At 40.8% G+C, this 12,938-nt stretch carries 14 protein-coding genes; 8 read left to right on the top strand and 6 right to left on the bottom strand.

Translation table 11 applies throughout. The features are described 5' to 3' along the window. From purB to purM, 4 genes are all read right to left on the bottom strand, one after another. The coding region (gene purB / locus V4596_03230; GenBank protein ID MES2768134.1) for an adenylosuccinate lyase at positions 1–911 on the bottom strand (911 nt) is incomplete at its 3' end. Continuing rightward, on the bottom strand, positions 889–2,196 hold the full coding sequence (locus tag V4596_03225) for a hypothetical protein (GenBank protein MES2768133.1): 1,308 nt from the start codon (positions 2,194–2,196) through the stop codon (positions 889–891). The genes purB and V4596_03225, both read right to left, overlap by 23 nt. Continuing rightward, the gene (purN, locus tag V4596_03220) at positions 2,186–2,752 is read right to left on the bottom strand and encodes a phosphoribosylglycinamide formyltransferase (GenBank protein ID MES2768132.1); all 567 of its coding nucleotides are present in this window, start codon (positions 2,750–2,752) and stop codon (positions 2,186–2,188) included. Before purN ends, V4596_03225 begins: the two co-directional genes overlap by 11 nt. Next, a complete protein-coding gene (gene purM, locus V4596_03215; GenBank protein MES2768131.1) occupies positions 2,749–3,756 on the bottom strand; it encodes a phosphoribosylformylglycinamidine cyclo-ligase in 1,008 nt (335 codons plus the stop codon). The genes purN and purM overlap by 4 nt, the downstream gene beginning before the upstream one ends. Before the next feature lie 141 nt (positions 3,757–3,897). On the opposite strand from purM, the gene V4596_03210 reads away from it, so the two are divergent. The 3 genes from V4596_03210 to V4596_03200 all read left to right on the top strand — a co-directional run bounded on the left by V4596_03210 (position 3,898) and on the right by V4596_03200 (position 6,577). Next, positions 3,898–4,920 (top strand): glycosyltransferase family 9 protein, encoded by a 1,023-nt coding sequence (locus V4596_03210; protein ID MES2768130.1) that lies wholly within the window; start codon positions 3,898–3,900, stop codon positions 4,918–4,920. Then, positions 4,917–6,194, top strand: a complete 1,278-nt coding sequence (locus tag V4596_03205) for a glycosyltransferase N-terminal domain-containing protein (GenBank protein ID MES2768129.1) — start codon at positions 4,917–4,919, stop codon at positions 6,192–6,194. The genes V4596_03210 and V4596_03205 overlap by 4 nt, the downstream gene beginning before the upstream one ends. Before the next feature lie 71 nt (positions 6,195–6,265). Then, positions 6,266–6,577: a hypothetical protein gene (locus V4596_03200; GenBank protein MES2768128.1), complete on the top strand. Its 312-nt coding sequence runs from the start codon at positions 6,266–6,268 to the stop codon at positions 6,575–6,577. Here the strand turns inward: V4596_03200 and V4596_03195 are convergent. Both V4596_03195 and V4596_03190 read right to left on the bottom strand, forming a co-directional pair. After that, positions 6,574–8,232 (bottom strand): peptide chain release factor 3, encoded by a 1,659-nt coding sequence (locus V4596_03195; protein MES2768127.1) that lies wholly within the window; start codon positions 8,230–8,232, stop codon positions 6,574–6,576. The two genes, V4596_03200 and V4596_03195, sit on opposite strands and share 4 nt — an antisense overlap. A gap of 81 nt (positions 8,233–8,313) precedes the next feature. After that, positions 8,314–9,288 (bottom strand): hypothetical protein, encoded by a 975-nt coding sequence (locus V4596_03190; GenBank protein ID MES2768126.1) that lies wholly within the window; start codon positions 9,286–9,288, stop codon positions 8,314–8,316. 12 nt (positions 9,289–9,300) lie between these two features. Here V4596_03190 and V4596_03185 point away from each other — a divergent pair, with 12 nt between their 5' ends. From V4596_03185 to fabG, 5 genes are all read left to right on the top strand, one after another. Continuing rightward, on the top strand, positions 9,301–9,786 hold the full coding sequence (locus V4596_03185) for a DUF177 domain-containing protein (protein MES2768125.1): 486 nt from the start codon (positions 9,301–9,303) through the stop codon (positions 9,784–9,786). Between the two features lie 97 nt (positions 9,787–9,883). Beyond that, complete coding sequence (gene rpmF / locus V4596_03180; GenBank protein ID MES2768124.1) at positions 9,884–10,063, top strand: 50S ribosomal protein L32; 180 nt, start codon at positions 9,884–9,886, stop codon at positions 10,061–10,063. Positions 10,064–10,095: 32 nt separating this feature from the next. Further along, positions 10,096–11,085 (top strand): beta-ketoacyl-ACP synthase III, encoded by a 990-nt coding sequence (locus V4596_03175; GenBank protein MES2768123.1) that lies wholly within the window; start codon positions 10,096–10,098, stop codon positions 11,083–11,085. Between the two features lie 139 nt (positions 11,086–11,224). After that, positions 11,225–12,175, top strand: a complete 951-nt coding sequence (fabD, locus tag V4596_03170) for an ACP S-malonyltransferase (protein MES2768122.1) — start codon at positions 11,225–11,227, stop codon at positions 12,173–12,175. 11 nt (positions 12,176–12,186) lie between these two features. Next, the gene (fabG, locus tag V4596_03165) at positions 12,187–12,930 is read left to right on the top strand and encodes a 3-oxoacyl-[acyl-carrier-protein] reductase (protein MES2768121.1); all 744 of its coding nucleotides are present in this window, start codon (positions 12,187–12,189) and stop codon (positions 12,928–12,930) included. Positions 12,931–12,938 lie beyond the last annotated feature (8 nt).

Here is a 12,938-nt window from a genome sequence, read left to right as displayed (position 1 = left end):
GAAATGTCTCTTTCGTGCCAGAGAGCTACGTTCTCTAGAGCGACATTCACGTAGGATCTTAAAATTCTCGAAAGACCCGTAATGTTTTCGGCACTGATAGGATTCTTCTTGTGAGGCATGGCACTGGAACCTTTTTGTCCTGGTGTAAAACCTTCTACAACTTCCCCCACTTCTGTTCTTTGCAAATGTCTTAATTCCAGGGCCAATCTTTCTAGAGCAGATCCAGTTTGCGCAATTGCCAAAATCACCTGCGCATGTCGGTCGCGAGGAATCACTTGGGTTGCGACACTTTCCTGTGTGAGTTTTAATAGATCGCCAACTTTTTTCTCGACCTGAACGCTTTGCGCCGAGTAGGTGCCCACTGCCCCACTCAACTTTACAATTTCGATTTGCTCTAGTGCATCTGAAAGTCTTTTTTTATTTCTTTTAAATTCAAAAGCATGTCCCAAAAGTTTATAACCAAACGTTGTTGGCTCCGCGTGCATTCCGTGAGTTCTTCCTGCGCACAAAGTGTTTTTGTATTTCATTGAAGATTTTTTTAAAGTCTCAATTAATTGATCTAAGGTTTCAGAAAGTAATTCTCCTGCATCACGAATCTGTAGGCTTAGTGCAGTATCTAAAACATCCGAACTTGTTAGTCCATAATGAATGTATTTTCCATTGGGTCCAACGTTCTCTGCCACATTAGAAACAAAAGCAATTACGTCGTGCTTTGTTTCTTTCTCGATTTCATTGATTCTCTCAATCTGAAATTTGGATTTCTTTTGAATATCTATAGAAGCTTTTCGGGGAATGATTCCTGCAGCCGCTTGTACGCGCGCGACTGCTTTCTCGACTTCCAACATATAACGAAACCTTGCTTCGGGTTCCCAAATTTTTGCCATTTCCTTACGAGTATATCTCGCTATCACGACCGCGTCTCCTGTGTATGCCTTGTTTATCTTGCTCACCTTGAATAATATCTAAAATCTGAAGTTGGTAATCGAGTAGAAAACTAGTATCAAGTCTTTCCCAAGCTTCCGGGCCACACCACATAAAGTTCTTATGCTTTGGTTTTTTCATCTCAGCCAATTTACTTTGCGAGTAGATTGGAAGATGGGGCGCATGCACTTGAAATTCTGTGGCCAGGCACTCCAGAGGTAATTCCATTTGCTGCACTTTGATTCCGATAAATTTTTCCGTGAATACCCGATGAATCTCTTCACCCACATTCTCCAGCATATTTTGCTGCAGTCTATAGTTTGAAGGAATTCTCACCCACGCGATAAATTCATGGGCTCTCAAGCCTCTATGAATCATTATCAAATTATGATGAGTCCAAGGCATAAAGCGGTCTTCAATCATGCAGAAAGACTGAGGTAAGATCTCCGTCACGTCATTTTGATTGGTAAAGAATCTGTATCGGGTCCAGAACCAATCACTAGTGACAGGGTCCCCATCGATCAAATTTGAATAAGATGTTGGATGAATAGCAAAAAGCTCTTCTTGCGAGAGAAAATTAATAAAGGTTTCGCCCGCGATGTCTTTTGTTATGTCTTTGGAATTAGAAATTTGCAGAGACTCTAGATTTGATCCCGAAGCCTTCACTGATTTCAAAGCTTTTACAGAATGCACCTCAACGCCTTTATCTTGGCTCATCTGAAGAGTTTCTTGAGCTCCACGTCTTGATAAAGTTCGTACCGACCAACTTTCCGTCAGAGGCAGAGTACGATTTTTATTTCTGATCGCAAATGCATTTTCAAAGTAAGTTTGCGAAGCCAGCTGGTGACTCAAATGCAAAAGCCAAGTTTGCTCAAAAGACATTCCCGAAAAATGGTTTTTGAATTTCTGATAAGCCTCATCATTCATGGTGATCGAAGCTCTCAGATAATCCAATTCGTCTTGATCAATGTTATATCTTTTGTAACTTAAACGGTTCAAAGGGCCTTGAAACTCAATGGGTCCTTTTTCTGAAAGAACCGTAAATCCGTTGGTGATGGTGCCCGTGGCAGTCCCTTCACTCAACCAAACATTTTGCGAGTAATTGATTTTTGCGGTTTGAAAATATCCAAAAGGAGCAATCCAAGCCTCAGGACTGAGTCCGCCGAGACGCCCCGAAAAATCCAAGTACACAACCTCATGACCCTTGGACTTGAGTTCATTCGCAAGCCATTGCGCACGATGATATGCAGATAGAATTACAATTTTACTTTTCATGGCTATTGTCCTCAAAGCAAAGATTCAGAACTTTCCTTGAAAGTTTATGTTCTTGGATATGAACCATCATTTTGGTCCACTCCAAATTTTTTTCTAAAGGAACTTTTTTTTGAAAAAGAACCTTTCCAGTATCCACGCCCTCGTCGACAAGATGCACACTGCACCCAGTATGCTTTTTGTCATGAAAAGCTCTCTCGATGCTCTGTAGACCCGGATAATCAGGCAACGTGCTCGGATGAATATTAAAAATCCTACCCTCAAAAGCTTTGATAAACTCGGGAGGCAAGATCTTCATAAATCCAGCAAGCATGATATTATTTATGTTGTGACTTTTTAGGGTTTCGATCAAGTCATTCCACGTGTTAAGCGCATTGTCAGAATGAAGCTTGCTATTAAATACAATCGTAGGAACTGATCTTCTTTTAGCTCTTTTAAGCCCATAGGCATTTGGATTTGAACTCACCACCAACGAAACATGAGCTAAGTTTTGCTTTTCAAGAATGGCTGTCATATTCGACCCTGTTCCTGAAATGAAAACTGCCCATCTTTTCATCATGAAAAATCCTTCATGATGAGCTGATCTTTGCTTTTGACCACTTTACCTAGATCATAGGTTTTATATTTTAACGAGGCCGCAGCCTTCAGAATTTCCGAAACTTTCGCTTCATCTGCAAAAACCACAAGGCCAATCCCGCAATTGAGGGTGTCCATCATTTCTATTTTTGTCATTCCCGTACGTTTTTGCACCTCTTTGAATTCCTCTGGGAATTCCCACGACTTAAGCGCCAAACCTAAACCTTCAGGTAACACTCTAGGAATGTTCTGAACTCCACCGCCAGTAATATGTGCCAGCGCATGAACGCCGATGGTTTTAAGTTCTTTTGCGAGTTTTACGTACAGATGCGTGGGTTTTAAGAGAACGTCTTTCCATTCTTCGAGATCTTTTTCAAAGACCTTCCTCAATAATGAGTAGCCATTGCTATGGAATCCATTGCTTGAAATCCCGATCGCCACGTCACCTTCTTTGACAAGATGAGAGCCCAATCTTTTATCTTCATCCACAATTCCTACGGCAAAGCCTGCGCAGTCAAAGTCTTTTCCTTGATACACGCCAGGCATCTCCGCCGTCTCACCACCAATGAGTGCGCAATCGCTTTCGTAACAAGCTTTCTTAACACCGGTTAAAAATTTTTGAGCAGCATTGAGATCTAATTTTCCCGTGGCATAATAATCTAAGAACAAAAGAGGATCAGCACCTGTTGTGATCAAATCATTCACGCACATGGCAACCATATCTTGAGCCACTCCCTCATAAGATTCAAATTGCACAGCCAAAAGAACTTTCGTTCCCACACCATCAGTGCAAGTCACTAAACATGGTTTTTGAATGTCTTTGAGATTGAGTCTAAAAAGAGAAGCAAATCCACCGATACCTGATAAAATTTGAGATTTGTGAGGAGTTGGAATCTTAGAATGTTCAGGATCTTGCGACAACCAATCAACAAGTGCATCACCTGTTTCTACATCGACGCCAGATTTTTTGTAGAGATCATTACTCAAAAGAGTTCCTCTCAAAATGAATGTGCGGGTCTTAGGTATACATATCAAAGCCCTCAGCACCTGGCAAGATAACATTGGGCATCATTGAAAAGAATTAAGGGATGATCTTCCTCTCAAAAACCAGCTAAAATAAAAAGTTGAATGCAAAAAGAAAAACTCCTCATCATTCGATTTTCTAGCTTTGGAGACATCATTCAAACCTTATCGGTTGTGGAATGCTTCTTAAATAAATATCCGCAAGCTGAGATCCATTGGGCTGTTCGCGCAGACTTTCTAGAATTGCTGAAATATCATCCAAAAATCACAAAAATTTGGTCGCTTGATCGCAAACAAGGCTTTGCAGGTCTCTGGAAACTCACCAAACAACTGCAAAGCGAAAAATACACTCACGTGTACGATGCTCATAACAACCTCAGATCAAGGTTCTTAAGCTTTTTCTTATGGCCAAAATTCTTCTTAAGACGAGGTAAAGATAGACTAAAACGATTTCTTCTATTCAATTTCAGAATCAATTTTTATCCAAAAAGACTTCTCGCTCATGATACCTACATTAATCCTCTTAAGAAATGGAATATCCCAAATGCTCCGCTTAAAAATTCACAACTTTATATTCCCGAGGAATTAAAACAAAAAATTCAAAGTAAAATTCCATTCAAAACTTTCACCGCGCTCATTCCCTCTGCGGCATGGGCCTTAAAGCGCTGGCCCATTGAATATTGGAAACAAATGATCGAAGCCTCACCGGACAAAAACTACGTGATCCTCGGTGGACCTCAAGATACTTTTTTAAATGAACTCGTAACTCCAGAAAATAAATCTCGCGTTTTAAATTTAAGCGGACAACTTTCGCTTTTAGAAAGTTGTGCTGTAGTCTCAATTTCAAATGCATCTGTCGGTTGCGATACCGGGCTTTCCCATGCTGCCGATCAACTGGGCATCCCGATTGTTTTCTTAACGGGACCGACGGCATTTGGTTTGCCCTCCAGAGCAAGTTCAAAATCGATGGAAGTAGATCTTTGGTGCAGACCTTGCTCAAAAGATGGACGAGGCAAATGCAAAAATAGTACTTACAAAAAATGTCTTTACGATATAAAACCAAAAGATGTTCATGAAGAATTAAATACTTTAGGGACAAGCAGAGATACGTCCAACGGCAGGTTATGAGTTTTATTTATTTAGAAGTCTACAGAATCATCTACCCATTTTGCCTTTTCTTGGCGAAGCTCTGTGCGCCATTGAATACAAAATTAAAAAAAGGTTTAAAAATGAGAGAGGATCGCAACCGCGTCCCTCCTTGGCTCAATTTCACAAACATGGAAAACCCGATTCTCATTCACTGTGCATCCGGAGAATTTGAATATGCCAAACCTTTGATCCGTGAAATCAGAAAAAAAAATCCCCAGCAAGCCATAGTTGTCACTTACTTTTCTCCGAGCTTTGAATCCCAAATCAAAAATACCGAGGGCGTCACTTTTGCTTGTCCGCTTCCTTGGGATCTGCCTTATGTCCAAAGAGAATTTTTAGCCAAGCTTAAACCTAAAATGATTTTGATATCTCGAACAGATTTCTGGCCAGAGTTTTTATACCAAGCCAAGGCGATGAAAATTCCAGTATGCCTTTTCTCTGCCATGCTTTCATCTTACAGTTCAAAGATCACAAATCCTTTTTTAAAATCTTATTACCGCTGGCTTCATACACTCATTAGTCATGTTTATTGCGTAAGTGAAGACGATAAAAATAATTTAGCACAACTTACAACTCCCCAAAAGATAACGGTCATTGGAGACACAAGATTTGATCAAGCAATATATAGAATTTCAAAATCCAGTTTTTTAAAAGACGGCCTACTCGCAAAAAAATCTGAAAGATTAAATTCCGTCTTTATCGCAGGCTCTACCTGGCCGGAAGACGAAAGAGAAATTCTTCCGGTCTTCAAAGAGCTTTTAAGAAATACTATTCAAGTGATCATTGCTCCTCATGAACCCACCGAGGAACATATCGCAAAATTAAAAAAACAAATCACGGACATGGGAATAAGACCCTTACTTTATAGCGAAGCAACAAGCTGGCCACCCAATCAAGTTTTGATTATCGATCAAGTAGGTATCTTGGCCGACCTCTATGCCTGGGCCGATTGGGCCTTCGTGGGCGGATCATTCAAAAAACAAGTCCACAGCGTGATGGAACCACTTGCTCAAGGCTGCAAAACTTTTTTCGGTCCTTATTATGGAAACAATCGCGAAGCGATCATTTTTGCAAACATCAACCACTACGCTACACCAGTTCCAAGCGGCGCGCAGATGCTCAAACACATTTTGGACAACCGAAACATGGACACTTCGACATCTTTCAAAGAAGGATTAAAAGAAACGGTTAAGGCTAAAGCAGGAGCTTCAGAAAAACTCGCCCAAATTGTTACTAAACCGACATTTAACTAAATATCACTTGCGGCGCCGAATAAACTCTGCGTTAATTAAATTGTAAGACTAAAATATCAATGGGAGATTTTATGTTTAAAACTTTATTGATCACAGCACTCACTTTTATCGCCACAACATCCATTGCAAGAACTCCTCCGATTTACACCTGCTCTTGCACGCAAACTTTCGAAGACTTTATGGAAAATGAATCTGAAGTAACAGTTCATGTGACTTGTCCAACTGCTCCTAAAGAACTCTTAACCTGTAATTCACAAATTACGAAGAAAACATTTTCTACGATCTGCACAAACACTGAGACCGAAGAATCCAACGTTACTAAAATCAATAACGAGCCCGGCACAAAACCAACATTTGGTTTTGCTGGCTGCTATTTGAATTAGTTCTTAAGTTCTTTTTTTAATTTATTAAAGGATTCGTAGTCCGAAGCCAAAACTACACCCTTATTTATGGCTTCGAAAGTTCGCACACTCCACTCCGTCGAAAAGAGCATCACTGTATTTCCATCAGCATCATTGATAAAGGTCCAATCACTGGATGTTGAATTTTTATATTCATCGGTATCAGTAACCAGGAGCCGTGACGTCACCCACGGAAGCTTAGTCACCTTCACATTCACGCCGTACTCCGAAAGAAGCCGACTTGATAATACTTCAAACTGAAGATCCCCAATAGCTCCCAACGTTGGCAGCACGCTCGATTGAGTAGAGGTGGTTAAGCACTGGATAATTCCCTCGCCTGACAATTGCTCTAAACCTTTATTCAGTTGTTTTCTTTTTTCAGGATCCATCAATCTTAGATCGGCAAACACTTCAGGTAAAAATCTTGTCCACACAACGTATTCAATATCTTTTTGTACAGCTAATGTGTCGCCAATGCGAAGCGAATTGGAAGTGTCCACGATACCAATGATATCCCCAGCAAAAGCGTTATCAATCGGAGTTCGATCTCTACCCAGAATTGAAAAAGCATTGTTCACCTTGTATTCTTTGCCCGTTCGAGGAAGATTCACTTTCAAACCCTTTTCGTAAGCACCCGAACAAATTCTTAAAAACGCCAAGCTATCTCGATGATTCACGTCCATATTGGCTTGAATTTTAAAAATCACGCCAGAAAATTTTTCCGCTTGAGAATGAGTTGTTCCTTTGGTTGTGGCTCTCGGCACCGGACTGGGCGCAAGATCAATAAAGTAGTCTAAGAACAGCTCCATACCAAAATTATTCATCGCGGATCCAAAGAACACCGGCGAAAGATCACCCTTCATGATGCGATCTTTATCAAAGGAATGTCCTGCTGTATTGATCAAATCAATCTCGTTGATAAAATTATCAAGAGCTTGCTGTACAAATGAAGTTTGAAAGTCGGGATGAGTTTTTAAATCTTCTACAGATTCATAAGTTTGAGATTTTGGTTTTTCACCGCGCTCTAAAACCGCAATGTCAAAAGCATGGAATTGCTTATCCAAAACATCATAAACTCCACGGAAAGATTGCCCACTGCCGATCGGCCAGTTCACTGCTGTGCAGTCCATCTTAAGAACGTTTTCAATTTCATCGATGATTTGCAGAGGGTTCTTCGCTTCTCTATCGAGCTTATTGACGAAGGTAAAAATCGGAATTCCCGCCTTACGACAAACTTGAAAAAGTTTTTTAGTTTGCTCCTCGACACCTTTTGCGGCATCGATCAACATCACGGCCGCATCCACAGCCATCAATGTTCTGTAAGTATCTTCAGAAAAGTCTTTATGGCCGGGAGTATCGAGAAGGTTGATACAAAAGCCTTTGTGTTCAAATTGAATCGCCGTTGTAGTGATCGAGATTCCGCGCTTGCGCTCCATCTCCATCCAGTCGGATGTTGCGTGTTTCTTTCCAGCTTTGGCCTTAACGGAACCCGCTTCGCGCACCACGCCGCCATAAAACAACAATTTTTCAGTTAAAGTTGTTTTCCCCGCATCAGGATGCGAGATGATGGCAAAGGTTTTACGCCTTGCTATCTCATCATTGATAGTTTTTTGATTTAACGTTGCAATTTCAGCCACAGAAAAATGTTCTACCTAAAAAATATTAGGATGTCAGTCCTTTTGACGCATTATGGACGCGAAAAACTAGGGGGTACCTTTTTAGAAGGTGAATGCGATGGGAATGAGCACTTCGAATGTCATGAGAATGGGATCACCATTGGGTACGATTCCCACTTTGATTTCTGGTAGAATAAAGAACCTGCCGGACAAATTCAAATCGTAACCCGCACTCAATGTTGCCAGGGCGTACAATGGATCTTCCGTAACGGTACCTTCAAATGATGTATCGATAGGTGTGCTGCCTTTCACGTCAAACTTTGTCGTCTTTGCGATCTCTAGGCCCGGCCCCCACCAGAATATTGCATTCTTTGAAGCATAGAATTTTAAAGTAGATCCCAGCGCCATCATATCTTGCGTGATCGTAAAGTTACCGCTCGCGCCTTGAGTTGCCGCCGAACCTGATCTTTTCATGTTTCTCATTGCGAAATACCCACGGATTGCCATCGTATCTGAGATATTGAAATCTCCAAATAATCCTACAAACACGTTCGCCCCACTCAAACTGGAATAGCTCACCTCGGGAGTAACACCCGGAATGCTGGTCTGTACGTTCACGGAACCCTGAGTTTGATAAACATAAGAAAGATTCCCCATGATTCCTACGCCCGTTCTTCGGCGGTAAGAGATCTGTCCATCCTTTTCATCTTCTTCCATTTGACGAGCTTTTGAGTCTTTGATCCGCGCACCACGAATGTCTTTTGTAAGCACCCAGGCCACAGTTTTTTTGCCTTGAACATCCACGATCACTTTTCTCCAAGCACCATAAACCTTACTGGAAATCGGAACCGTGTCTCCGCGATCATAAACTCCGAGCACTTCTGAATTTTCATTTCGTTTTGAATAAACTTGGGTCTGCTGCCTAAAGATAACTTCTTTCACCGCAAGAGCAGCTTGAGAGACAGAAAGTAATGCTAATAAGACCAGGATGTTGAATTTTTTTTGCATATCTATAGAGTATAAGCCCGACTTCCCACCTCTTCCAGTTTTACATTGAAAAAACCCACCAAAGGTCATATGTTTTGCCCCATGATTATTTCAGCGCGCGATATCCCTCATGAGGGAGAAGATTTTGATTTTCAAGAAGACGGTTTAAGCGTTAAAGGCTTTATATATCCGCTCAAAAATGGCTTCGACATCAACGGCGAAGTGGAAGCAGAAATCGATACGGAATGTTCGTTTTGTACCAGCCCCATGAAAGTTCCGGTAAAAGAAAAATTCCATGAAATGATGATGATAGAGGGAAAGATTGCCAGACAGCTTAAAGAAGTGGATGTGGACCCCAATGATCTTGAAATCCATTACGTGAACGGCAATGAAATTGATTTAAGACCCATAGTTGATGAATTAGTGGGCTTAAATATGCCAATTCAACCAAAATGCACGCAAGAAGTAAATGCCAGCGGCCAACCTCTTTGTGTTGAAGGATCTCCATACCAAAAATATCTACAGCAAAACGTTGAAAGTCCTTTAAAGAGCCCCTTTGAAGTACTTAAAAACCTTAAGAAAAACTAAATCGAAGGGAACCTTAATTTGTGTTTGACAAACATGTGTCAGACAAGCGAAATTACATCCTTTCAAAAAAACTACATAAAAGAACGAGGAACATAGCATGGCTCATCCATCGGATAAGATGACGAGATCAAAAAGAGGAATGAGAAGATCACACGATTTTCTAGTTAAGCCTGGTAATTCAACTTGCGCAAACTGTGGAACTGCAAAAAAACCACATATCGTTTGCAAATCATGTGGTCATTATAAAGGCCGCCTAGTAGTTGCAGCTAAGCAATAATCTTTAATAACTTTTAAGGTAAGGGAGCATCTTTGTACAACTCCAAGATTCTATCTACTGGCTCTTACCTTCCACTCAAGAAACTCACTAATAAAGACATTGAAAAAATGGTCGACACGACAGCCGAATGGATTGTCGAGCGCACGGGCATCGAAGAGCGTTCTGTCGCATCTGAATCAGAAGTCACAAGTGACCTTTGCGTGAATGCCGCGAGGGTCGCCCTTCAAAGAGCCAATCTAAAACCTGAAGACATCGATATGATCATTGTGGCAACCGTTTCCGGGGACCAAGTAATGCCTTCAACAGCGTGTATGGTCCAAGCTAAGCTCGGATGCAGACATATTTTTGCTTTTGATTTATCCGCAGCGTGTTCTGGTTTTGTTTATTCACTCTCTATTGCCGATCAATTTATCAAAACAGGAATGTACAAAAATGTTTTGGTTATTGGCGCTGAGATTTTAACTCGACTCGTAGATTACAAAGACAGAAACACTTCGATCCTTTTTGGTGATGGAGCCGGTTGCGTAATTATTTCGCGAGCTGATGAAAATTCAGACTCTAAAATCTATAGCACTCACCTCTTTGCTGATGGACAATTGGGACACCTATTAGAACTCAAAGGGAACCACAAACCGACTCAACCTTTCTCAGACAAAGTCGTTGAATACGAATTTCAATACATCAATATGAAGGGTAAAGAGATTTTTAAAAATGCGGTAAGAACTCTTGTGGATTGCGCTCAAATGGCTCTGGACCAAAACAATATGCCCTTAGAAAAAGTGGATTGGTTCATCCCCCATCAAGCAAACATGAGAATCACTGAATCCGTAGCAAAACATTTTAAAATTCCAACGGAAAAAGTCGTAAGTACAATTCATTTTACGGGTAATACTTCTGCTGCTTCAATCCCAATTGCTTTTGATCATGCCGTAACTGATGGCAGAATTAAACGTGGCCAACACATTTTACTCTCCGCGTTTGGAGCAGGTTTGACTTCCGGAAGCGCTTTACTTAAATTTTAAATAAACAGGCGACCACAAGGCCGATGAGATTTTTATATTTTAAAAGATTCCGCTCGGCCGCGTAAGTAAAAGAACTTTAAGTAAGTTTTGAGGTATTTAAGATTTCGCCTGTTTATTTAAAATTTAAGTAAAGGATTATATGTTAGGTTTAATTTTCCCAGGCCAAGGATCACAATTTGTAGGGATGGGTAAAGTTTTTTACGAAAACTTCAAAGATGTTAAGCACACTTTCGACGAAGGCAGTGACGCTCTCCAAATCAATCTCAAAAAGCTTCTCTTTGACGGACCAGATTCCGATCTAAAACTCACGCACAACACACAACCTGCAATCTTACTAGTGAGCGTAGCTCTTGATAGAATTCTAAAAGACATTCTAAAAGAAAAGAAAAAGATCTGCGCTGGACATTCTCTTGGGGAATATTCAGCATTGGTTTCCAACGGTGTGCTTGATTTTGCTGAAGCGATTAAAACTGTTCGCATCAGAGGCGAATTGATGCAGAAAGCAGTTCCTCCGGGCGAAGGTGCGATGATCGCAGTTCTGGGTTGTGAAAATGAAAATGTAGAAAAAATTTGTCAGTGGGTTCAAAAAGAATCAAAAGAAATTCTAGAACCCGCAAATTACAATGCCCCTGGACAGGTTGTGATCAGTGGATCTGCAAAAGCGGGAGAATGGTTGATGGCCAATTGGAAAACTTCAGAGCTTGCAACACAAATCAAGGCCAAGTTCATTCCCCTTAATGTGTCTGCCCCATTCCACTGCTCGATGATGATGCCGGCACAACTTGAGATGACTCCCGTGATTTCAAAATTAAAGTACTCTTTGGCTAAATTCCCAGTGGTTCAGAACGTTACAGCGATGCCTACATCAGAGGCAAATGAGATCCAAAAAAACCTAATTTCACAAATTTCTGCCCCGGTAAAATGGGTACAAAGCGTTATAAAGTTGAGAGAATTAGGTGTTACGCGTTGTATAGAGGTGGGCCCAGGCAAAGTATTGAGCGGATTGGTGAAAAAAATTGACTCCGAGGCTCTCTCAACATTGAATATCGAAACTATTGAAGATTTCAAAAAATTAGAGGCAGATCTCTAGGGATTTCGTTAATGAATTTGACCGGAAAGAAAATTTTAGTCACTGGTGGAAGCCGCGGTATTGGAGCCGGAATAGTTCAGCATCTTGCTGAACTTGGCGCACACGTTGCTTTTACATATTCTTCAAACCAAGCATCTGCTGAAAAAATCTTGAGTAGTCTTAAAAATCCCTCCAATCACATGATGGTACAAATGGATGTTTCTAACGAAACTTCCATGAATGAGGCTATCGCAAAAATTTTAGAAAAATTCCAAGGCCTCGATGGCTTAGTGAACAACGCAGGAATCACCAAAGATCAATTGATATTGAGAATGTCTTTAGAAGATTTCGATCAAGTTTATCAAGTGAACTTGAGAGGTGCATTCTACTGCTCTAAGCTCGTACTCAAACCTATGTTAAAAGCGAGAAAAGGTTCTATCGTAAATATCTCAAGCGTTGTAGGTCACACTGGAAATCCAGGACAAACGAACTACACAGCAACTAAAGCAGGTGTCGAAGGTTTTAGCCGATCACTTGCCTTAGAACTTTCAAGTAGAAATATTAGATCAAATTGTGTTGCTCCAGGATTTATTGAATCGGATATGACTCAAGAACTCACGGAAGAACAAAAAGAAAAAATGTTTTCCAGAATTCCTTTAGGAAAAGTTGGAAGCGCAAAGGATGTAGCTAATGCTGTCGCGTTTTTATTGAGCGAAGAATCAAGCTACATCACAGGTCACACGTTGCACGTCAATGGTGGCTTATATATGAATTAGACCAGATA

This window comes from Bdellovibrionota bacterium (genome assembly GCA_040386775.1).
In the GTDB taxonomy this organism is placed as follows: Bacteria; Bdellovibrionota; Bdellovibrionia; order Bdellovibrionales; family JAEYZS01; genus JAEYZS01.
The sequence above is the reverse complement of the archived record's forward strand: the minus strand, read 5'-3'. Positions and strand labels throughout refer to the sequence as shown.

Coding starts and splice junctions, on each gene's coding strand:
- V4596_03225 (MES2768133.1), bottom strand. CDS start 2,196: ATGAAAAGTAAAATTGTAATTCTATCTGCATATCATCGTGCGCAATGG.
- V4596_03200 (MES2768128.1), top strand. CDS start 6,266: ATGTTTAAAACTTTATTGATCACAGCACTCACTTTTATCGCCACAACA.
- fabG (MES2768121.1), top strand. CDS start 12,187: ATGAATTTGACCGGAAAGAAAATTTTAGTCACTGGTGGAAGCCGCGGT.
- V4596_03190 (MES2768126.1), bottom strand. CDS start 9,288: ATGACCTTTGGTGGGTTTTTTCAATGTAAAACTGGAAGAGGTGGGAAG.
- purN (MES2768132.1), bottom strand. CDS start 2,752: ATGATGAAAAGATGGGCAGTTTTCATTTCAGGAACAGGGTCGAATATG.
- fabD (MES2768122.1), top strand. CDS start 11,225: ATGTTAGGTTTAATTTTCCCAGGCCAAGGATCACAATTTGTAGGGATG.
- rpmF (MES2768124.1), top strand. CDS start 9,884: ATGGCTCATCCATCGGATAAGATGACGAGATCAAAAAGAGGAATGAGA.
- V4596_03205 (MES2768129.1), top strand. CDS start 4,917: ATGAGTTTTATTTATTTAGAAGTCTACAGAATCATCTACCCATTTTGC.
- V4596_03185 (MES2768125.1), top strand. CDS start 9,301: ATGATTATTTCAGCGCGCGATATCCCTCATGAGGGAGAAGATTTTGAT.
- V4596_03210 (MES2768130.1), top strand. CDS start 3,898: ATGCAAAAAGAAAAACTCCTCATCATTCGATTTTCTAGCTTTGGAGAC.